This is a genomic window from Acinetobacter sp. YH16056_T, assembly GCF_024605895.1.
In the GTDB taxonomy this organism is placed as follows: domain Bacteria; phylum Pseudomonadota; class Gammaproteobacteria; order Pseudomonadales; family Moraxellaceae; genus Acinetobacter; species Acinetobacter amyesii.
This window is the reverse complement of the sequence record NZ_CP094545.1, coordinates 1,849,472-1,870,796: the sequence shown is the minus strand read 5'-3', so window position 1 is coordinate 1,870,796 and position 21,325 is coordinate 1,849,472. Positions and strand designations below refer to the sequence as shown.

The following is a 21,325-nucleotide window of genomic DNA, read 5'->3' as shown; positions in this document are numbered from 1 at the left end:
TTATAGCGGTATGATTTGCATGAATTTTATACGATTGATGCTTAACTTAACAAGAATTTGAATGTTAAAGATTGTCACAAGGCTGACGATTCGCCTGTATAACGCATTAAATTTTCTTGTGTGGTGCTTGCGACTAATTTTCCATCTTGCCACATTTGCCCATGACTAAGCCCACGTGATTGCGAGGTTCGAGTGGTATTCATGTCATAGAAAATCCAATCATCCACCCGAAAGGTATGATGAAAATACATCGAATGATCAAGGCTGGTTGCGATGAGTTCAGGAGACAGATAATTTAAACCATGTGTTTTGAGCGCCGCAGAATATAAATTATAGTCTGAATAGTATGCTGCAATGGCCTGATGTATATGAAGTTGGTCAAATTGGGCATCTAAGGCATCATGGAGTTTTAAATATTCTGCATATTGATTTTGATTTAAGACAGAAGCTTGACCGGACGGTGGCAAATCTGTCAGCACGTATTCAATTGGTTTAGATATAAGCTGAAAAGGCTGTAAAAATGTGGATAGATATTCAGGTGAAATAGATGATTGGATTTGCGCTTTATAGAATTGCTCCTCTTTGAGGCTACTTGGTGGAAATTGTTGGATCAAATCTGGTTCAGGTATTTGATACTCCATACCCATTTCGTTTTTCATATAGGACAACATCACCATATATATTGGTTTGCCATGCTGTATGGCGGTCACTTGTCGTGTAGAAAAACTATGGCTATCACGTAAATTTTCGACTTTAAATAAGACGGGATGATTTGCATGACCCGCAGAAGTAAAGTTGGCATGTAAAGAGTGGAGTGGGAGTGTACAGGTATAGGATGCACTGACTATGCTCTGAGCAAGTAATTGTCCACCAAAAATATGGTCACCAAACAGTGGTTTACTTTGTGCTAAAAAGTAGCCCTGCTCTTTGGGCACTACAGATAATAATTGGATGAGGTCTTGAATCAGTGTTGTCATCTTTTTTTGAAATTTTTGCTTTGTTTAAATGTATTCAACTCGAACTTATTGCACAAGCCATGTTCATGAAAAATATAAAAGTCTTCGCCAGTCTTTCTAGAATAGGCTTATAATCGAGTTTTCCTAGTTGTCCGAATGGAATGACGAAAAAGCAATGACACCTGCATGTAAACTCTTAAAATCTAATAAAATCGACTTTACCATTCATGAATATGATCATGACCCAGAAGCAAAAAGTTTTGGTTTAGAAGCTGCGGAAAAACTAGGCTTAACGGTCGATGAAGTATTTAAAACATTGATGGTTACGGACGATAAAAATTACTTTGTTGCCGTATTGCCAGTGGAATATCAGCTGAATTTGAAAAAAGTGGCCACAGCATTTGGCTGTAAAAAACTCAAAATGGCCGATCCAAAAGATGCAGAGCGTTTAACTGGTTATTTGGTTGGTGGTATTAGTCCAGTTGGACAGAAAAAACGCTTAAAAACTGTGATCGATGCTTCCGCACAGAACTTAGCTAAAATCTATGTCAGTGGTGGTAAGCGTGGTTTGGATATTGGTTTAAAACCCGAAGATTTAGCAAAAGTTTTGGGTGCAAACTTTGCTGATGTGATTGATGATTAAATGTGGTTTTTGACTACTTAAATTTAAGTGAATTTAGAGGGAATACCTTCCACTTCAAAATCTATAAAATAACAAAAGCCGCATAGAGCGGCTTTGTGGTTCGATGATGCATCAAGTGTACGGAAGAGATGCTTAGGAATATAATCACAACTCATCTTCTCTTTTAAGCGAAAATTTAGTTATCTCGGAACAGCCGAAAAATTTTGGTTGATGATAATTACAACTTTTACTATTAGATTTTCAGCTGCTGTCTGGGGTGTTGATTAAATGTTCGATACTTAATTTTCTGCATAATATTTCAGGTACAAGTTTATTAATTATGCACAAAATCACGAGAGATAACTTTATTTTAATTCAACATAACTTTCAGTGTTTACAAGCTTTATTAAGTAGTTTTGTTTTGTATTTAAAGTGAGCCCATTCGCATCTTTTAAATTTGATGTATGCAGGGCAATTAGACATTTTTGCGTGCCACAATGGATAACTTTAGCTTTAGCTGGATATGTAATAGTTAGTTTTTTAGCTTCGAGCCAATCAGTAATGAGGGCATCGTCAATGATAATTTGATTATGTTTTGTGCTATTAAATTCATTTTCAGCTTCTTTACGGGCATCTTTACCAATACTAATAACATAAAAAGTAAATGTGAAAAATAAAATATAAAAACCAACTAAATATGCATAGTAAATTCCACCACTTTGAACAATTTTATCAATTTTTTCACTGTGTTCTATGACTTCAAAATTATGAAATTTCTCTGATGAATCAATGGCGTCTTTAGCTGCAGGTTTTATGATATTGAGCGTAAATTGCCCAAGAGAAATCCAAAATAAGCCTACAACTGATAAAGGTTTTTGTATTTTGCTATTAATGGTATAGATAAAAATAGTTAGTAAAATTTGCCACAATTTTACTAAGATCCTTTTAAAAATCAGGTTGAAAATAAAGAGAAGGATAAATGTAATAAAGACAAATATAAATTTTATCATCACTTCATATAAATTATTTTGGTAGACAGTATGTACCAAAGCAGCGAGTAAAAGTATTAAGAAGCCTACTACTAGCCCTGACATACCGTTTACCCATCCATACATTAGATAGTCTTGAATAGATATGCCAAGTGAAACTTGATTAAATCCGTAGTAGCTGATTAAACCATCGTAGTAAAAGTAACCGCAAACAAATAAGTAAATAGTAAATATTGTTGTAAAGAGGGCTATATCAAAACTGAAGTTAAATTTCATATGTAATGTTTCTTGGATCCGCTTATATGCTTTTTTAAGTGCTTAGGTGAATAGTATTAAAGCAAAGTTAGAAGTGCAAATTGAGAATTAGACCTAGATCAGGGTATCTAAGATGTTTCTGTAATAGTGGACGAAATTGTCTTAATTCAGTTAGTACAAAATGCTCGCCAAATGTGGTTTATTTTTAGCTTTGAATAACGAAAATCCATGAAGTTGCAGAAGCAAAATTTAGTAAAACTTCATGTTTAGAGGCTCATTCATTAATAGTGCTTAATTATATTTAAATGTAAAAATACCTATAAAAAATAGGTATTTAAAATCCGACTAAAACAGTTGTATTTTAATTTAAAAGCTGTAATTTGAAAGAGCGATCTAATAAAGAGACAACAAAATGCCTTAGTTTCAAATACTAAAGCGATTATTGAGCAAATCTATAATTTTGTATTAGAAAAACATGGTTTAGCGTCTAAAAGTCGATTTATGCAGTTATCGATTTCTTTAAAGAATTACATGAAGGGGATGAGTCAAAATTTACCGCAGATAGGTCTTTTTATTACAAAGGAATATTTAACAACAGAGAAAAAAGTGTATTTGCGAATGCTGCGCCAGACTTTTTTGATAAGCACAAGTTTTTGGATTGGGTTGTTAAATCAATTGATTGATTTCAACCCAATCGTTTGAGTACATATTCATCATTCATGCTGTATAGCCAGTCTGAATAGAAGATATGGATCAGAAATCAGTAGGTGTTTGTTATGAAATACATGCTTATAGTCAATAAAGATGCATGATCAGTATGATGCCAGTAAAGTCTTCAATGATTAAAATTTAACTGCACATTTCGTTCTTTGATTTAAATAAAAGCTTGGTTCAAAGCAGAATATAAAAACCCATGTAAAAGACATGGGTTTTTAGTTTAAGTTGCACAATGTGATAATTTGGCTAAAAAATAAGCAATTCAATTCATTTGTTCTATGCTAAATGAGAAAATTATCATTTAGTTCCATTTCAGAAAATTGTATAAATAAAAACAGAAAAGTTCATATCAAAAAAATTAATTTTTAAATACATAGAGATAAGACCAAATTTGCAATCCTGTAGCAAATCTTCACAAAAATGCAATTATTAACAATAATGATTATCATTAACATAGTTTCACGCTGGCCAGCGTACTAAGCATGACTTGCACAGTTAAAGAAACATAATTACATGACAAAGCTTGGAAAAGCTTAAAAATAGAGGATATGGTCAGATGAAAGAGCTTGCTAATCGCTTGGCGATGCAGCATCTTGTCAATGCATACTCACAAGAAACCGGTAAAGGTATTTTGCTGGAAAAGTATCAACAGAATTCATCACAATTGACGTTTAGCCAAGGCTTGACGTTGTTATGCATCCCTTTAGATTGCATTCAATCACAGTTATTTGTACCACTATCTTATGTCAGCCTTGTTGGTAGACATCGTCTTGCAGATCTCCCATACGTTTTTAATAAAGGACAGAAACTGTCATTTAGTATCACCGCGATCGCGAGTTTATTGCTTGAACAGCTCGTACAAGAGTCAGGTCATACACTGGATGCTTCATCATTATTAGAGCGTTGGATCGAAAGTCGTGAAGCGCTTACACAATTTTTGACACTACGTGAACATGATTTAGAGGCCTTGGTCCAAGCGGAACAAAGTTTCATTGAATCAGAACAGGCCTTAATTTTAGGGCACAGCATGCATCCTGCACCGAAAAGTCGGGTTGGTTTTGTGCATGAAGATTGGGAAAGGTATTCGCCAGAAGCCAAAGGTCTCAGCCAACTGCATTATTGGTTGGTTGCTCCAGAATATATTCAAGAAGGTTCAGCTTTAGATCAAACTGTATCAACGCAATTGAAAAGCGAATTGCAATGGCATTTATCAGAAACAGATCAAGCACTGCTCAATTCCTATTCGCATTATAAGTTATTACCTTTGCATCCTTGGCAAGCACGCTATTTACAGTCAAAAGCATGGTTTAAAAACTTAAAAACCAAATTAAAAATTATCGACTTCGGCGAAAAGGGTTGGACATTTTCACCAACAACATCTGTACGCACCATGGCAAGTTTTGCGGCGCCGTGGATGTTGAAACCATCACTTTCCGTAATGATCACCAATTCAATCCGAGTCAATCTTGCCAAAGAATGCCACCGTGGTGAAATGACCCATCGACTTTGGCATTCAAGTCTTGGTGAACGTATTTTAAAACAATGCCCAACGCTCAAAGCGGTGAATGATCCTGCATGGATGGCATTGAGCATAGATGATGAAATAGTCGATGAAACTATTTGCATCTTCCGTGATCAGCCTTTTAGTGAAAAGCAGCAGGTGAGTTGTATTGCATCATTGTGTCAAGATCATCCTGCACAGCCGATAAGCCGTTTTAATGCACTATTCGAACAAATCGCAAAACAACAACCTGAACTTGATCAAAGCGCCATTGCGATCAATTGGTTTAAACAATTCTTAGCTATCAGTCTAAAACCACTGATGTATTTGTATCACCGATACGGAATGGCTTTTGAATCACATCAGCAAAATGTCTTACTTGAGCTTGAAAATGCAATGCCTAAATATCTATGGCTGCGTGACAATCAAGGCTTTTACTATATTGAAGAACTTGCAGGTGATGTCTTAAGCGCGTTTCCAGAGTTGCAAGAAAAAGCGCATGCCGTGGGTTCCAAAGCCTTTGTCGATGAGCGCTTTAGCTATTATTTCTTTGGTAATACTTTATTCGGCATTATCAACGCAATTGGTGCAACTGGATATGTCAAAGAGCAAGTGCTGATATCGATATTGCAAAATGAACTGTTGGACTTATATCAGGCTTATCCAGAAAGTTCATTGATTCATTCATTACTTTATCAGCCGACCTTGCCGTATAAGGGTAATCTGTTGACGCGCTTGTATGAGCTGGATGAATTGATTGCCCCAGTCGATCAGCAATCGGTTTATGTACAGTTGCCAAATCCTTTATGTGTGGAACAGAAGGATGTGCAATATGCTTGATTTTATTGGGATAGGCTTAGGGCCATTTAACCTCAGTTTGGCGAGTTTGCTACATAAGCAAAATCATTTGCAGTATCAATTTTTTGAAAAGAAACCACAGTTCGACTGGCATGCGGGTATGCAATTGCCCAATACGGTATTGCAAGTGCCGTTCATGGCCGATCTGGTTTCCATGGTTGATCCAACCAGTCCTTTTAGTTTTTTAAACTATTTAAAGGCACAGCAGCGTTTATATAAATTCTATTTTTTAGAACAAGCTCAGATTCCTAGACGTGAATATAATCATTATTGTCAGTGGGTTGCAGACCAACTAGAGCATATTCAATATCAATCAACCGTAAAAGCCATTTATGCCCAAGAGCAAGGCTTTGAAGTCATGGTTGAGCAAGATGGACGTTTTAGACGTTATCAATGCCGAAATTTGGTCATTGGTTCGGGTAATGTTCCGCATTTACCACAGTGTCTAAAAGACATACAACAGCAATATCCGGAGCGCTGCTTACATTCTGCAAATTATTGCAATGCAGCGTTAAATCACTTGAAAGGGAATGTGGTTGTACTGGGATCAGGCCAGTCTTCGGCAGAAGTCTTTATGGGTCTGTTTGATCGTCAATATATTCAGGATCAGACCACAACAGCGCAGTTTAAGTTGCATTGGCTGACCCGTTCTAATGGGTTTTTCCCGATGGAATATGCACCACTTGGATTGGAGCATTTTAGTCCGGATTATACCGCGCATTTTTATCAACTGAGCCCAGAAAATAAAGCCGAACTATTGAAGCAACAAGGCCTGTTATATAAGGGCATCAGTGCAAAAACCATTCGTGATATTTACCAAAAACTATATCACCGGAGCATTGGTCAAAATATTAAACAGACGCATTTACATGCTCAGGTGGGTTTGGTCGCTGCCGAGCCGCATGGCGCGGGCATCCGTTTGCAGTTTCAGCATAAAGTCACGGCAGAACAATTCTATCTGGATGCCGACTTTGTCGTGGCTTCAACGGGATATCACAGTCCCGAGTGGCAATATCTCAAATATCTAAAACCACTGATTCAATGTGATGAATTCGGTCGCTGGAAAATTAGTCAGGACTACCGCGTACAGCATGATGCTGTCGGGGAGATCTTTGTTCAAAATCAGGAAATGCACAGTCACGGTGTCGGGACTCCTGATTTAGGGTTGGGTGCTCACCGTGCAGCGGTCATTGCCAATCAATTATTGGGTTTTAACTTATACGATTTGGGTGATCAAGCGCAAAGTTTCCAACATTTTTCACCCAGTGAAAATGCTGAAATGCACAGTATGGGCATTGTGAAGAAATCAGCGCAAACCAATATCCAAAGACCATTTTCCGTTAAAAAAACCATTGCCAACTATGCAATGAACCGCAATACGACCATGCCGAATAAGCAAGAACAGAATACGGTTAAACTCGAGAAATTATAATGACATTTGCAAAATTAAAGATAAATCAAACGCAGTGGCGCCGTGCAGGACAAAGACTGATTGAAATGGCGATTGCTGAGTTTTTATATGAAGAAATTATTCAGATTCAGCCAGTGGAAAATAACACTTGGCAACTCAAACTGGATGATAAAACGTATCAATTTGAAGCGACTCAGTTTCTGCTTGGGCATTGGCGTATTGTTGAAGGGAGCGTTCGAGAGTTAAGTGAATCGACAACAGAGCCCGCATGGAATCTGCATGAATTTATTCGTGCTTTTTCAAATCAAGCTGAGGTGAAACCATTTACCAAGGCATATTTGATTAAAGAAATGAACAATACATGGTTAGCAGAAGCCCATGTTTTTGATGAACAGCGATTGCTGAGTCATGCTGTCTTGTCAGCGCCACACTATCAAATTGAAGGCATGTTACGTGGACACCCATGGCTTATTATGAGTAAAGGCCGTATGGGCTTTGGCTATGATGATTATTTAAGCTCCGCACCAGAGATTTCTCCAACGGTCAAAGTCTTATGGTTAGCTGTTCATCGTGATTTAGCTGAGTTTCGTTCGACCGAGGCTTGGTATGCGAAAAGCTTATATCGCCATGAATTGAATTCTGCGCAATTACACGATTTTCAACAGCAATTGGCGGACAACGCCTTAAATGCTGCTGAGTATTTCTTTATTCCTGTACATGCATGGCAATGGCATCAGTGGTTAATCCCGACCTATGCCAATGAAATCGTCGATCAGCGCATTGTAGAGCTGGACATTGGACAAGATGACTATGCGCCAATGCAATCAATTCGTACTTTATGCAATACCAGTCATCCTGAACGTCATTATGTAAAGTTACCTGTCAGTATCTTTAATACGGCGGTATATCGAGGTTTGCCTTCAAAACGAAATTTAGCTGCACCTGCGGTGACCGCTTGGCTGAAGGACATTCAACATCATGATGTAGACCTGCAAAAAACACAGGTAGCATTTTTGGGTGAAGTTGCAAGTTTAACTTTGCAACAGCCATGTTTTGATCAGATAGACGGTGCGCCTTACCAATTTAAAGAATTGTTTGGTTGTTTATGGCGTGAAAGTGTCGAGCCATGTATTGGTGAACACCAGTTAGCACTTTCCCAAGCAGCATTGTTGCATCGAGACATAAATGGTCGGTCTATTTTATCCGTGTTGATTGAGGCTTCAGGTTTGACCCCTTTGCAATGGCTGAAACGTTTTGCTGAAGTTTGTGTAACACCGCTACTGATTTGTTTATACAAATATGGTTTGGCTTTTTCTCCCCACGGTGAAAACACCATGTTGATCCATGAAAATGGCTTACCGAAAAAAATGGTGCTGAAGGACTTTATTGATGATGTCAATTTAGTTGATGAAGATTTTCCTGAACTCGAAAATTTACCAACTGAAGGGCAAATTTTACTGCGCCATCCTGCTGAAGAACTTAGTCACTTTATCTTTACAGGTTTGTTCATGGTGCATTACCGCTATATCTCTAATGTCTTCCTTGAAGATTATCCACAGCATACAGAACTTGAGTTTTGGCAAACCATCTCCACCGTGATTGACGAATTTCATCAGGCACATCCTGAATTGGCAGATCGTATTGAAAAATTCAGTATGTTCCGTCCACGTTTCGAGAAAATTTGTCTGAACCGTGTTCGACTGTTTACTACCAGTTATAACGACGAAGCAGAACGACCAGTACCTGTATTTTTAGATCCTATTGCAAACCCTGTGAGTCCAAGCACTTTAAATCAGTGGGCGAAACAACAGCATACCGCCGAACAGAAAACGACAACTAATCGTATTGCGTCATAAACAGATTTTTGAGCTAAGAACAGAAAAGATTAAACAAATTTAAAGGACGACATCATGACAACGTTATCACGACAACTACCTGATTTTTATGAATACCATGAGAATGAGACGCAATACTACTTACGACAAATGCAATATCCAGAAGATATGGCTTTGGTTCATAAATGGATGCATGAACCGCATGTTATTCCACAGTGGCAGCTCAATAAGTCAGAAACTGAACTAAAAGTGTATTACGAAAAAATGCTGGCAGATGATCATCACCGAATTTTGATTGTGGGGGTAAATGGTGAAGATGTGGGCTACACAGAGATCTACGAAGGAAAACGGGATCGATTAGGTTTGTACTACGACGGTGATGAGCTTGATCTAGGTTGGCATTTGTTATTTGGTGAAAAGTCCGTTTTTGGTAAAGGCTATTTACGTCCCGTCATGCGTTTATTGAGTTTTTATATCTTTGAAAATGCTGCATCAGCCAAGATTGTGGGAGAGCCTGATCATAGTGTGAAGCCTTATGCCGTCGTAGTTGAAGACATGTGCTATGAAGCGCAGCGCCTAATCCCAATGCCTGAAAAGACCGCCATGTTGTATTACTGCTTTAGAGAAACATTTTATTCAAAATTTGGTCATTACTTAAACGACTCCAAGGCATTTCAGCATCAGCAACTAGCTAAGGCGGTGTCATGAGTTATCGCTGCACCCACATGCACATACTGGACATGCGCTTTTCAGCGCATGTTTCAGTGGAAGAGTTTGAACAATGGTTGACTCAAGTTGAGCGCTTTTTTCTGAAAAGTCAGCCCTTTGTTTTGGTTATGCAAACGGCTGAGGGAACGACTTTTCCTGAAGAATATCGGCAAATACAGGCCGTTTGGTACAAGAAGTTTAAACATCTCTTTTTTCAATATTGTTTGGGTCTGGTGCGTATTGCGCAAGATCCAGATGACTTCAAACGTTTAAATACACCCGCGCTGCATGCAGCGTGGCGTGTGCCTTATTACGTTTCATTAGAACAGTCTGATGCGCTGCAATGGGCAGTGCAGAGGTGGATATGCAACAACACCCAAGAAAATTAAATCATGCAATTTCACCATCTCAAATTTCAGTCCTGAGTTTGAGCGTCGTGATTATTTTGTACTTAGCACATGCATTGCCTTTGTATTTTTACAATGTGGCTTTGCCTGCCATTTTACGACATCAAGGGGTAGATTTACGCTGGATCGGCATGTTATCGCTGCTTTATATTCCATGGGCATTCAAGTTTTTTTGGGCGCCTTGGATCGATCAGCTCTATGTCAAAAAACTCGGTAAACGTAAAACATGGCTGTTGTTTACGCAAATCGCATTGGTACTGGGGGTACTGGTTTTAGCCTTTACGCAGTTTTCTTATGGGCTGACTTTATTTGTCATTGTTGGTTTATGGATTTCAACGTTTGCGGCAACGCAAGATATTGCGATTGATGGTTATACCGTAGAGAAATTTACCGAAGGCAATTACCGTCTGGGCAGTATGGCACAGAGTATTGGGGTGGCCGTCGGTAGCATGCTTGGTGGCGCTGCAACTTTATGGATTTACCAATATTGGGGTTGGCAGTCAGCGCTCACAACTTTAGCGCTGCTGACATTTTTAACCATGTTTGCTGTGTTTTTTATTCAAGAAGAACCACAAACTCAAATTGCCAAAGCCAAACCAAGCCTACGACAAGCGTTTAAACGACCTGCGATTCGTTGGGCCTTGCTGCTCATCGTTTGTTATCGCGTGGTGGAAGCACCCGCTATGGCAATGCTGAATCCCATGTTGATCGATCAAAAATGGTCACTGTCTCAGATCGGGGTGTTGATGTCTGTGGTCGGTGCTGGTGTCGGTCTGATTGCTGCCGTTAGTGCAGCTATGTTGCTGAAAAAAATCAAAGCAACGCAGTTGTTGGTCTGGGCAGGATGGTTACGTACATTGCTATATGCCGTCATTGGGGCAGCCGTTGTATTGGGGTGGTTGAATCAATGGCATCTGCTTTTAGGTGTATTTGTCGTGCTGATGCTAGCCATTCGTTATATCGCCATGACATCACTCTATGCCTATTTCATGCAGACCAGTTCTAAAGAACAGGCGGGTACCGATTTCACTATATTAGTGTGCTTTGAATTGCTCGTTTACTTCATTGGCGGCGCATTTTCAGGCTTTCTCGCAAAATCATTAGGCTATGGACATTTTTACTTGGTATTGGCAATTGGCTCAGTAATCAGCGTCTTAATTAGTCAACGCATTGTTTTAAAAACGCAAAATTTAAAAACTCAAACTCTTCCGACCCAATCGGAACTCTAAGAAATGGAAAAGAATATGAAACGTTTAGCTCTACCGATGCAACTGACTTGTCTCAGCTTAGCAATTTGCACTCAGCTTTATGCGCAAGACGTCACGACAGACACTGCACAAAATACTGCGGTCGAAACGCAAACTGCAGAAGCTACTAAAATGGCACCGATTGTTGTGACGGCAACTCGTTCTGCGAAAAGCATTGCCGATATTGCGGGTACGGTGTACAGCATTCCTAAAGAAGAAATTGAAAAACAAGCCAATGCAGGTAAAAGCACAGCTGATATTGTCGGTTTATTGGTGCCATCACTGACTCCATCGAGTGGTACAACGTCTAACTATGGGATGACCATGCGTGGACGTGTGGTGCAATACATGATCGATGGTGTGCCGCAAACGGGATATCGTGATGGATCTCGACAACTGGCGAGTATTAGCCCGTCGATGATTGAACGAATTGAAGTGGTCTCAGGTGCAAGTAGTATTTATGGTTCAGGTGCAACAGGCGGTATTATCAATATCATCACCAAACGAGGTGGATCTGAGCCGCTGAGTTTTGAAACGAAAGTCGGTGTCACTTCTGGTAATAACTTTAAGTCCGATGCGCTAGCTTATGAAGCTGCACAAACCATGAACTTTAATCAAGGCAATTTACGCGGAACTTTAGGTGCAAGCTATACCAAACGTGGTGAAATACAAGATAGCCATGGCAATCGTATTGGGCCTGAGATTGCGCAAACAGACCGTCAAGATACCGACACCTTAGATCTAAATGGTCGTGTCAGTTGGAAAATTGCCGATGGTCAAACGCTGAGTTTCGGTGCGCAATATTATAATGATGAGCAAGATAGTGACTATGGTCCAGACTATGGTCCAAATTTAAATGCGCTGCGCTCGCAGCCCGTGGGTGGAAAGCTGCCGTTGTCATTAAATGCAGTAAAAGGCTTACAACTCGCTGAACAACCACAAACTGAACGTTATAGCGTCAATGCACAATATGAAAATCAAGATATTTTAGGCCACCGTCTAAACGCTGAAACCTATTATCGAAATGAAAAAGCACGGTGGTTCCCATCTGCACGTCAAATGGCACCTGAACTCTTCTTGGTGTATCAGTCAGAAACCGATATCGATGTTTTAGGCGCGCGTGTTGCTCTACAAAAAGATCTTAACTTAAATGGTCGTGAACTGGGTTTAACCTATGGTGTGGACTATGAAAATGAAAAAGATCAACAAAATATCCAAATGTATGACAGCGCAACGTTTATTCAAAGTAATGGTTTGAGTTATCAGCCGTTTAACTACTATGCCTTTGGCCCAGATGTTGAAACAGAAAAACTTGGCGTATTTGCCCAAGCGCAATATGAATTAACCGACCGACTTGGCTTACAAGCAGGCATTCGCCATGAACGTGTAGAAAGCGATGTCGATTCATCTGTGCCTTATATGGAAGCAATTACTGCAGATTTAACCCCAGGTTATGTGGCGAAAACACTGAATGGCGGCAAAGTAAAACATGATGCAACGCTGTTTAATGTTGGCGCGGTGTATCACTTAACAGATGCACAGCAAGTGTTTGCCAATTTCTCACAAGGTTCAAACTTGCCCGATGTGCAACGTATGCTGCGTGATGTGCCAGCAAATTCTGTGATTAATAGCCAAACCATTGACCCGATTAAAGTCAATAACTATGAACTCGGTTGGCGTGTACAAAATGCCGGTGGTTTAAATGCAGGAGTGACAGCTTTTTATAATGACTCAGATAAAAGCCTGAAATTTGGTGCGCCGAATTACACCATTGATGTTATTGATACCGATGAACGTATCTATGGTGTCGAAGCCAATGCCAGTTATGAAGTTCAACCAAATTGGACGGTTGGCGGCACAGTTGCATATACCACGGGCCAATTTAAAAATACCCAAGGTGACTGGCAAGAATTGGATGCCATTCGTGTGGCACCTTTAAAAGGAACAGCATTTTCAGAATGGCAGTTTGATAATGACATGAGCCTACGTGTTCAAGCTTTAGCGATTGGCGGTACAGACAAAGCCCAAAAAGATGCTATGAAATATGGATCTGCTCCAGCAGCGGCAATTAAAGGCTTTGCAACGATGGACGTGATTGCCAATGCAAAAGTAGGACCGGGTAATGTGGGCTTTGGTATCTACAACGTGTGGAATACGGATTATAAGTCGGTGTACAGCCAGTCGGTTGAAACTGTCTATGGCCCAATTTCTAGCCTAGCTGCACAAGGTCGTACCTACGGTTTAAGTTATACAGTGAAATACTGATTTAAATCCTGAATCGTGTTTAAAGCACGGTATCGTGACTTACAAAATAGAGGTGGCTTAAGTCACCTCTATTGTTTATAACGTAGCCATTAAAAATGGATAACAAAAATAATGGATCGAAATAACAAACTGTTTATTGCTGCCAGTCTTGCCAATGGTGCAAGTTTCTCGATGATATTGCCGCTGTTGGCGCCATTGGTTCGTGAGTTAAAACTTACTGAGCTACAAGGTGGCGCGATGGTTTCCGTCGGTGCGCTGCTGATGGCTGTCGGTGCCATTTACATTTCAAAAAATCAATCTAAGTTTTCGATTTATCAACTCTTGAGTATCGGTTTTGTGGGCATGGCTGTGACATGGGGGCTATTTACAGCCGTGTTGATGTATGGCCTTACTGTTCATATAGGGATGTTGCTGCTATTTAGTTTATTAATGTTGTCACGCGCAGCGACTGGGGTATTTATGGCGATGCCACAGATTGCCTTGCAAACTTATGTGATGACCCGTTTTAGCAATGAGCAGCAGCGTTCACAAGCAATGTCAAAATTCGGTGCATTAAATAGTGCAGGCGTGATCATTGGTCCATTTCTAACAACCTTGCTGCTGGGCTTCGGTGGAATCATGACGCCGCTGTGGGCTGCAATCATTATTTTAGCGTTGATTTCTGTGGTCTTGGTGTTCAGCTTTGACCGACATACAGAACAGCATAGCGTTGAAAAGCCAGTGACAGCTAAGAATGAGATACCATCTACGGATTTGAGCATTCAGCAATGCTATCCATGGTTAATGTTGGGATTCAGTCTCTATCTTGCCATCGTGACCGTAAATTTAACGGCCGGGTTTTATATTCAAGACCGCTTTAATATGACTGCTGCAGAAGGCGCAGTGCATTTTGCAGAATGTTCTCTCGTCGTAGGTATTGCTTTGGTGATTATGCAAACGCTGATTTCTAAGTATTTAAATTGGTCCGTATATCGCTTACTGTGGGTTGGGCTGTTTAGCATGGCAGCAGCCTTGCTGATTTCGGTTTTCACCACTGAATTACAGATATTTCAAGCTACATATCTTTTATATGGTATATCGGTTGCATGTTTAATCCCTGCATTTACAACGGGTGCAGCGCAAACGGCGCCCAGTGCGTTACAGACTAAGGTGGCAAGTTGGTGTACAGCCACTCAGGCTTTGAGCTTTGTTGTCGGGCCACTGATTAGCACGGGTTTATACCAGTGGCACAAAGAATTTCCGTATTATTTTTTATTTTTAGTGATGCTTGGTCTGATCGTATTCTTTTTATTTCAAACCAAAATTCAAACCGTGAAGCGAGTTACTGAGTGAAATTGCAGTGAATTGTATATTTACAGCAATAGATCACTGTGTAGACCGTACCATCCTGACAACAGTGGGTTTTGATTACATGATGTTACTTGATTGGTGATTGATCTTACAAAATAGATGTTTAGAGCAAGCACTTTGATTAAAAAATAATCACAATTGTTTCATTAATTCTCAAAGTACTGAATCAATAGTTTTCTCCGTTATTCTTTTCACATAAAAAATAACGGAGGTTAAATGCTTAAATTTAATAATGATTTGGTTCTGGGCGCCATTTTTGATATGGATGGAACAATGTTTGATACTGAACGTTTACGGTTTCAAACATTGAAACAGGCATCTCTTGAATTGACCGGTGTTGAGTTTTCCGAATCTTATCTGATGAATTGTTTGGGGCTAAGTGCACAAAGCGCGCATCGATTGGCCCAAGCCGAATATGATGAAAATATTCCATACGCAGATATTCGCAAACGCGCAGATGAATTAGAGCTGGAGCATGTTCGCCAGTTTGGTGTACCGATCAAAAAAGGCTTGGTTCAAGTATTAGAACGCTTACGCAAGTCAGGACTGAGGATGGCCGTGGCAACATCGAGTCGCCGTGCAATCGCAGAAGAATATCTCATCAATGCCAATGTGTATAAGTTCTTTGATGTCTTAGTCTGTGGCGATGAAGTTGAAAATGGTAAGCCACATCCTGAAATATTTATGCGTGCTGCCGCAAAGCTGAATTTAAATCCTGCTGATTGTTTGATGTTTGAAGACTCGGAAAATGGTGTGACTTCGGCCTTTGAGGCTGGTGGTATTACCGTACTGTTTAAAGATATTAAATCGCCCAATCAAAACATGCTGGCCAAAGCCAAATATTATTATGAATGTATGTATGACTGCTTGACGGAACTTGACCCGTTCACCGCGCATTTAGAGATGCCACAGGTGCAAGAGGCTTTTCCACAAACCCTTAATCAGCTCACTGTTGGTATTCATGGTTTTGGGGCGATTGGTGGTGGTTATTTAGCACAAATTTTGTCGCATTGGGATGGTTATACTCGCCCGAAAAAAATCTATGCTTCGACACGTAACCCTTTATATCGCTCTGCGGTCAATGCATTTGGTACCTATAGTATTCGCTATGGTCAATTGTCTTATGACGAACGCATTGAAAACATGGCAGTCATTGATGCTGAAAATATTCAGCAGATGCAAGAGATGTACACAGAGTCAAGTTTGGTTGCCATCTGTTTGCCTGAAAAAGCGATTGCAGAAGAGGCCAAAACCATTGCACAAGGCCTGTATGCACGACATATTGCACATGATGAGAAAGCCATCGAACCTCTAACGATGCTGATCATTTTGAACAAAGTCGGAGCAAAACAATTATTAATGTCACATTTAAAACAGGCTTTAACTGAGCTTGCTGGAGCGGTTGTTGCAGAGAAAATCATGCAACAACACTATTTTTGCGATACCGTAGTCAACCGCATGGTATCTAAGTTAAGTGACCAAAACTTATATCGTCAGCTCCGTATAAAATATAATATCTTCAAACAATTTCAATTAGATGAAGTTGAAGTGGATGCTCAATTAGACTTAGAAGATGCGACGAAATTAAATCCTGATCAGGAACGTCAAGCCACTTTATATGTTGAGGATATGCGCCGAAATTTCCACCCAAGTCATATATTGCAAAGCATGGATTTAATTTTATTTAACGCAGAATCTGACATGCCGATCTATGTAGAAAATAACAGTCCTTTGTTAGAAAAAATGCGTCAAATGATTTTGGTCGATCATATTGAAGATATTCAGCTAATCAAAAATCGCTTATGGAATGGCGTACATGCCATGTTGGCTTGGCAATCTGCACTGTTCAATCATCAAACCATAGGTGTGGCACTTGCAGATCATCGTGTTGATCAATTTATGCATGAACTCATTGACGAGGTGCAGGCTGGTTTAGCACTGCGCTTACCAAATCGTGCTTTTGATTTAACACGACTGGCAGAAAGCTTTATAAACTCTTGTGAACATGCGTATAAAGATCCATGTGCGCGTGTGGCACGAGATCCTTTACGTAAACTTGCAATTAATGAACGAGTGTTGGGCTCGTTGGCGACCAATGTGAAATATGGACTGGAGACAACACATCTACAACAAGGGATTGTCTATGGTTTGATGTATGCCGTGAGTGTAAATCAATGTACGATGGATCAGGCTATCAACTTTATCCGGTTGCAATTTTCAGAACTGAAAAAGACCAACGAGCTTGAACAACTGGAACGTATTGAACAGATTGAGGCCAATGTAATGATACAGTTGCACCATTTTTCTGATCAGTCCACAGAGCAGTTCACATCTTGGAAAAACCATGCTGTAACGCAAGATCAAAAAGATACTGTGAAATTTGCCTAAAATATAATGCTTATCTGTGCGCAATGTATATTGAATCAAAATGCTGAGTATGACTCGGCATTTTTTTCTTACAAAGAAGCTTTAGATGAATGAATTTCAGCTTTAAATGAATATTACTAAATCAAAATTGGGCAAAGTCTGTTTTGATTCATGCTTTAATAAAGCAGATTGAATTTAAAGTGATTTATCTGTGTTTCTAAAACCTTCAACGCAAGTCGTACCTACGCTCAATCAGGATTATCCCGATTGGCATCAAGGTCGTCATCACTATGCTTTGTGGTATATAGAAATACAGGATCCTGAATTATTGGCATATCTCACAGCACTTCGAGCGCAGTTTTCAGATCTTTTATACACGCCGAATACGCGCCAATTTCATATTACCGTGTTTATTTGTGGTTTTTTTCAAGAGCTGAATAAAACCCAATTATTCGATCATTCTGAACAACGATGGAATGATAATTTCTCAGCAGATGAATTGGCACTGCACCAACAACAACTTCGACAGTTATCGCTATCTAATATTCGGTTATGTACAGGTCAGATCCATAGCTTTCAAAGCGCGCTGTTTATTGAAATTGTGGATTTAGAACGTAAGTTAGACCATCTACGTCAAGCTTTGAATTTTAGTTCGAATGAAATTGCACCGATCGAATATTGTCCGCATATCACATTGGGCTTGTATAAACAGGCGTGGAATAGCGATGATATTTTTGAAAGAATCCAACAAATTGAGCAGCACAGCTTTGATTTTGAAAGCGAGCAACTGACTTTTGGTCATTATCAGGCTCAAGTATTACAAGGGGCTTTGAGTCCTTATTATCAACATCAGTTCAGACAAAATATAGAGATGGCACAGTCATGATTCATTTCATTTTGGGTGGGGCGCGTTCAGGTAAGAGCCGACTTGCAGAACAAAAAGCCAAAGAAAGTGCTCAAGCCGTCATCTATGTGGCGACAGCACAAGCCTATGATGAGGAAATGCAGGAGCGAATTCAGCATCATCAAGCGGACCGACCTGAACATTGGGGGCTGATTGAAGAGCCTTTGTATTTAGCCGATCGCTTAGTTGAAATAGACCAAGCTCATCAAACCATTCTTATCGATTGTTTAACGCTGTGGATGAGTAATTTATTGCTGCATGAACAAGCAGATTTTCAACAGCAACAATGCCAAAAATTACTTACGGTGCTGCCAATATTAAAGTCAGACATTATTTTAGTCAGTAACGAAACTGGACTGGGCGTTGTTCCCATGGGACAAATCAGTCGAAAATTCGTCGATGAATCTGGGCGCTTACATCAACAAATTGGTCAAATCGCTGACCATGTGGTGTTTTGTGTTGCAGGTTTTCCAATGATCTTAAAAGGAGATAAAGCATGAACTGGTGGCAAGAACCCTGTCAAAATCCGAGTATCGAAGCTAAGCAACAGGCGTCAAATCACCAGTTACAGCTAACCAAACCTACGGGCTCGCTTTCAGAACTTGAAAATGTTGCGGTGCAACTTGCATCATTACAAAACACGGATCAGCCTAATATCGATTTTCCATGGATCACTATTTTTGCAGGTGATCATGGTGTGATGGAAGAAAATATTTCAGCCTACTCACAAGCCGTCACACGCCAAATGCTACAAAACTTCACGACCGGTGGTGCGTGTATTAGTGTCATTGCACGTGAGTATCAAGCCAAACTACAAGTGATTGACTGTGGTTCGGTGGGTGACGCTTATGAATATGCAGGGGTTGAGCGCTACTGTATTGCAGCGGGTACAGCAAATTTTGCTAAAACTGTTGCGATGACCGAATCACAATGTATTGAAGCGATGAATCTCGGCCGTAAAAGTGTTGAAGATGCTATCGCTGCAGGTGCGTCTATTTATGTCGCAGGGGAAATGGGCATTGGCAATACCTGTTCGGCTTCTGCTGTTGCATGTTTTTTATTTAATGAGCCGGCCGAAAAACTGACAGGTGTTGGTACAGGTATTCGTGCTGAACAATTGGCACATAAGAAACAAGTGATTGATAAGGCCTTGGCTTTACATCAGGACTATGTCGGCCAAGATGTCTTTAAAGCCCTATGTGCCGTAGGTGGTTTGGAAATTGCCGCGATGGTTGGAGCATACATTCGCTGTGCGCAATTGGGGCTAGCAATGGTCGTGGATGGATTTATTAGTACGGTTTCTGCCTTGGTCGCTGTTCGTTTAAATCCTGCTGTACGTGAATGGATGCTTTTTGGTCATCAATCGGCTGAATATGGGCACCAACGTTTACTTCAAGCCCTTGAAGCTGATCCACTCTTAAAGTTGAATTTACGTTTAGGTGAAGGCAGCGGTGCCGGTGCGGCATTGGGTTTAATTCGTTTGGCATGTCGTTTACATAACAACATGGCGACTTTTGCACAAGCTGCTGTGATTGGTGAAAAAGTTTAAATGGAACATTTCCGTTTAGATATATTGCGTCATGGTGAGACTGAACTAAGCCATACCTTACGTGGCTCTACAGATGATGCTTTGACGCAAAAAGGTTGGCAGCAGATGCAGCAGACCATAGATGATGTATTGAACGTCATACATACACACGGTTTAGCGAGCTGGGATGTCATCATCACTTCTGACTTACAGCGCTGCCGTTTATTTGCTTTAGATTTGTCTCAACAACTTAAATGTCCAATGTTTGAAAATGCGAAGTTTCAAGAAATGCATTTTGGCGACTGGGAAGCAATATCAACCAAGTATATCTATGAAAACACCCCAGAGTTACTCGCACAGTTTTGGCAAAGTCCAAGCACATTTACGCCACCGAATGCAGAAAGTCTTCAGCAATTTCAACAACGGATCTTAAGCGGTCTAGATGAGCTAGTCTTGCAGGCTCAACAGCATCATTGGCAACGCGTTTTATTGGTTTCCCATGGTGGCGTGATTAAATTATTAAAATGTATGGCACAGCAAAGTCATTTAGATGATTTATTAAAAATGACGGCTGAATTGGGACAATTAAATTCATTCATTGTGCAAAATCGTGCAAATATTCGTCTTTTGGAGCAAAGTGAATGACACCTTTTTGGATTGCTCTACAGTTTCTCACGACTTTCCCGATTCAACTTAAAGCGATGCCATCGAAACAGCAAAATGGACAGTCTTTACTGTTTTATCCTGCGGTGGGATTGCTGATAGGCGGCATTCTTGCCTTGCTTGCTTTTACATTTCACAGCCTGCCAATCATCTTACTCAGTAGCATTTTGCTTGTGGTTTGGATTTGGCTCACAGGTGGGTTACATCTAGATGGTTTAGCCGATACGGCAGATGCATGGGTCGGTGGCTTTGGCGATGCCGAGCGTACACTTAACATCATGAAAGACCCTGCATGTGGGCCGATTGGTGTGTTGAGCCTCGTCGTGATTTGCTTACTCAAATGGTCGGCACTTTATGTTTTGCTACAACAGCAAATGTATTTGGCATTAATTGTATTTCCAGTCTTGGGACGTTTAGCCCCTTTATTTTTGTTTTTAACAACTCAGTATGTTCGCGAAAAAGGCTTAGGCTCATCGATAGCAGCAACTATTCCACGCAAGTCGGCATACCTAGTCTTTATACTCTGCCTAAGTGCATGTTTGTATTTTAGCTGGACTGGAGTGGTCAGTATTCTTACATTTATTTGTACTTTATTGTATTTACGATGGAAATTTATTCAGCGTATAGGTGGTGTGACAGGAGATACAATTGGTGCCGCGATTGAAATCACAGAAGTGTCGAGTCTTTTAACGTTTGTCATAGCAATACATTATTTAGCTGTATAGTTTTACAGATGAAACAG

At 40.1% G+C, this 21,325-nt stretch carries 17 protein-coding genes; 15 read left to right on the top strand and 2 right to left on the bottom strand.

Annotation, left to right across the window (positions count from 1 at the left end):
• Positions 1-74 precede the first annotated feature (74 nt).
• Positions 75-977: an acyl-CoA thioesterase II gene (locus MST17_RS09230; RefSeq protein WP_180007865.1), complete on the bottom strand. Its 903-nt coding sequence runs from the start codon at positions 975-977 to the stop codon at positions 75-77.
• 154 nt (positions 978-1,131) lie between these two features.
• On the opposite strand from MST17_RS09230, the gene ybaK reads away from it, so the two are divergent.
• On the top strand, positions 1,132-1,599 hold the full coding sequence (gene ybaK, locus MST17_RS09225; protein WP_180007875.1) for a Cys-tRNA(Pro) deacylase: 468 nt from the start codon (positions 1,132-1,134) through the stop codon (positions 1,597-1,599).
• 344 nt (positions 1,600-1,943) lie between these two features.
• Here the strand turns inward: ybaK and MST17_RS09220 are convergent, their stop codons facing one another.
• Positions 1,944-2,843, bottom strand: a complete 900-nt coding sequence (locus MST17_RS09220; RefSeq protein ID WP_180026288.1) for a hypothetical protein — start codon at positions 2,841-2,843, stop codon at positions 1,944-1,946.
• Between the two features lie 1,252 nt (positions 2,844-4,095).
• Here MST17_RS09220 and MST17_RS09215 point away from each other — a divergent pair.
• The 14 genes from MST17_RS09215 to MST17_RS09150 all read left to right on the top strand — a co-directional run bounded on the left by MST17_RS09215 (position 4,096) and on the right by MST17_RS09150 (position 21,308).
• Positions 4,096-5,880 (top strand): IucA/IucC family siderophore biosynthesis protein, encoded by a 1,785-nt coding sequence (locus tag MST17_RS09215; protein ID WP_180026287.1) that lies wholly within the window; start codon positions 4,096-4,098, stop codon positions 5,878-5,880.
• Entirely contained in the window at positions 5,873-7,330 is a 1,458-nt protein-coding gene (locus MST17_RS09210) for a lysine N(6)-hydroxylase/L-ornithine N(5)-oxygenase family protein (RefSeq protein ID WP_180026286.1), read from the top strand. The genes MST17_RS09215 and MST17_RS09210 overlap by 8 nt, the downstream gene beginning before the upstream one ends.
• On the top strand, positions 7,330-9,165 hold the full coding sequence (locus MST17_RS09205) for an IucA/IucC family siderophore biosynthesis protein (protein ID WP_180026285.1): 1,836 nt from the start codon (positions 7,330-7,332) through the stop codon (positions 9,163-9,165). Before MST17_RS09210 ends, MST17_RS09205 begins: the two co-directional genes overlap by 1 nt.
• A gap of 54 nt (positions 9,166-9,219) precedes the next feature.
• Positions 9,220-9,852, top strand: a complete 633-nt coding sequence (locus tag MST17_RS09200) for a GNAT family N-acetyltransferase (RefSeq protein ID WP_168378659.1) — start codon at positions 9,220-9,222, stop codon at positions 9,850-9,852.
• Entirely contained in the window at positions 9,849-10,241 is a 393-nt protein-coding gene (locus MST17_RS09195) for a hypothetical protein (protein WP_078190999.1), read from the top strand. The genes MST17_RS09200 and MST17_RS09195 overlap by 4 nt, the downstream gene beginning before the upstream one ends.
• The gene (locus MST17_RS09190) at positions 10,217-11,488 is read left to right on the top strand and encodes an MFS transporter (RefSeq protein WP_257223995.1); all 1,272 of its coding nucleotides are present in this window, start codon (positions 10,217-10,219) and stop codon (positions 11,486-11,488) included. The genes MST17_RS09195 and MST17_RS09190 overlap by 25 nt, the downstream gene beginning before the upstream one ends.
• Before the next feature lie 15 nt (positions 11,489-11,503).
• Positions 11,504-13,771 carry a TonB-dependent receptor gene (locus MST17_RS09185; RefSeq protein ID WP_180026283.1) on the top strand — a complete coding sequence of 756 codons (2,268 nt, stop codon included), beginning with the start codon at positions 11,504-11,506 and terminating at the stop codon, positions 13,769-13,771.
• Between the two features lie 111 nt (positions 13,772-13,882).
• Positions 13,883-15,103 carry an MFS transporter gene (locus tag MST17_RS09180; RefSeq protein ID WP_180026282.1) on the top strand — a complete coding sequence of 407 codons (1,221 nt, stop codon included), beginning with the start codon at positions 13,883-13,885 and terminating at the stop codon, positions 15,101-15,103.
• 234 nt (positions 15,104-15,337) lie between these two features.
• The gene (gene mtlD / locus MST17_RS09175) at positions 15,338-17,509 is read left to right on the top strand and encodes a bifunctional mannitol-1-phosphate dehydrogenase/phosphatase (protein WP_180026281.1); all 2,172 of its coding nucleotides are present in this window, start codon (positions 15,338-15,340) and stop codon (positions 17,507-17,509) included.
• 190 nt (positions 17,510-17,699) lie between these two features.
• Entirely contained in the window at positions 17,700-18,374 is a 675-nt protein-coding gene (locus tag MST17_RS09170) for a 2'-5' RNA ligase family protein (RefSeq protein ID WP_180026280.1), read from the top strand.
• On the top strand, positions 18,371-18,892 hold the full coding sequence (gene cobU, locus MST17_RS09165) for a bifunctional adenosylcobinamide kinase/adenosylcobinamide-phosphate guanylyltransferase (RefSeq protein WP_180003751.1): 522 nt from the start codon (positions 18,371-18,373) through the stop codon (positions 18,890-18,892). The genes MST17_RS09170 and cobU overlap by 4 nt, the downstream gene beginning before the upstream one ends.
• Positions 18,889-19,941, top strand: a complete 1,053-nt coding sequence (cobT, locus tag MST17_RS09160) for a nicotinate-nucleotide--dimethylbenzimidazole phosphoribosyltransferase (RefSeq protein WP_180026279.1) — start codon at positions 18,889-18,891, stop codon at positions 19,939-19,941. The genes cobU and cobT overlap by 4 nt, the downstream gene beginning before the upstream one ends.
• Positions 19,942-20,565, top strand: a complete 624-nt coding sequence (locus MST17_RS09155; RefSeq protein WP_180026278.1) for a histidine phosphatase family protein — start codon at positions 19,942-19,944, stop codon at positions 20,563-20,565. It abuts the gene before it with no gap.
• Positions 20,562-21,308 carry an adenosylcobinamide-GDP ribazoletransferase gene (locus MST17_RS09150; RefSeq protein ID WP_180026277.1) on the top strand — a complete coding sequence of 249 codons (747 nt, stop codon included), beginning with the start codon at positions 20,562-20,564 and terminating at the stop codon, positions 21,306-21,308. The genes MST17_RS09155 and MST17_RS09150 overlap by 4 nt, the downstream gene beginning before the upstream one ends.
• Positions 21,309-21,325: the final 17 nt, after the last annotated feature.

Excerpts from the sequence above, each read along its gene's own strand:
- MST17_RS09180 (WP_180026282.1), top strand. The coding sequence starts at position 13,883 with ATGGATCGAAATAACAAACTGTTTATTGCTGCCAGTCTTGCCAATGGT.
- cobU (WP_180003751.1), top strand. The coding sequence starts at position 18,371 with ATGATTCATTTCATTTTGGGTGGGGCGCGTTCAGGTAAGAGCCGACTT.
- MST17_RS09195 (WP_078190999.1), top strand. The coding sequence starts at position 9,849 with ATGAGTTATCGCTGCACCCACATGCACATACTGGACATGCGCTTTTCA.
- MST17_RS09230 (WP_180007865.1), bottom strand. The coding sequence starts at position 977 with ATGACAACACTGATTCAAGACCTCATCCAATTATTATCTGTAGTGCCC.
- MST17_RS09185 (WP_180026283.1), top strand. The coding sequence starts at position 11,504 with ATGAAACGTTTAGCTCTACCGATGCAACTGACTTGTCTCAGCTTAGCA.
- ybaK (WP_180007875.1), top strand. The coding sequence starts at position 1,132 with ATGACACCTGCATGTAAACTCTTAAAATCTAATAAAATCGACTTTACC.
- MST17_RS09150 (WP_180026277.1), top strand. The coding sequence starts at position 20,562 with ATGACACCTTTTTGGATTGCTCTACAGTTTCTCACGACTTTCCCGATT.
- MST17_RS09210 (WP_180026286.1), top strand. The coding sequence starts at position 5,873 with ATGCTTGATTTTATTGGGATAGGCTTAGGGCCATTTAACCTCAGTTTG.
- MST17_RS09200 (WP_168378659.1), top strand. The coding sequence starts at position 9,220 with ATGACAACGTTATCACGACAACTACCTGATTTTTATGAATACCATGAG.
- MST17_RS09215 (WP_180026287.1), top strand. The coding sequence starts at position 4,096 with ATGAAAGAGCTTGCTAATCGCTTGGCGATGCAGCATCTTGTCAATGCA.
- cobT (WP_180026279.1), top strand. The coding sequence starts at position 18,889 with ATGAACTGGTGGCAAGAACCCTGTCAAAATCCGAGTATCGAAGCTAAG.
- MST17_RS09190 (WP_257223995.1), top strand. The coding sequence starts at position 10,217 with ATGCAACAACACCCAAGAAAATTAAATCATGCAATTTCACCATCTCAA.
- MST17_RS09155 (WP_180026278.1), top strand. The coding sequence starts at position 19,942 with ATGGAACATTTCCGTTTAGATATATTGCGTCATGGTGAGACTGAACTA.
- mtlD (WP_180026281.1), top strand. The coding sequence starts at position 15,338 with ATGCTTAAATTTAATAATGATTTGGTTCTGGGCGCCATTTTTGATATG.
- MST17_RS09220 (WP_180026288.1), bottom strand. The coding sequence starts at position 2,843 with ATGAAATTTAACTTCAGTTTTGATATAGCCCTCTTTACAACAATATTT.
- MST17_RS09205 (WP_180026285.1), top strand. The coding sequence starts at position 7,330 with ATGACATTTGCAAAATTAAAGATAAATCAAACGCAGTGGCGCCGTGCA.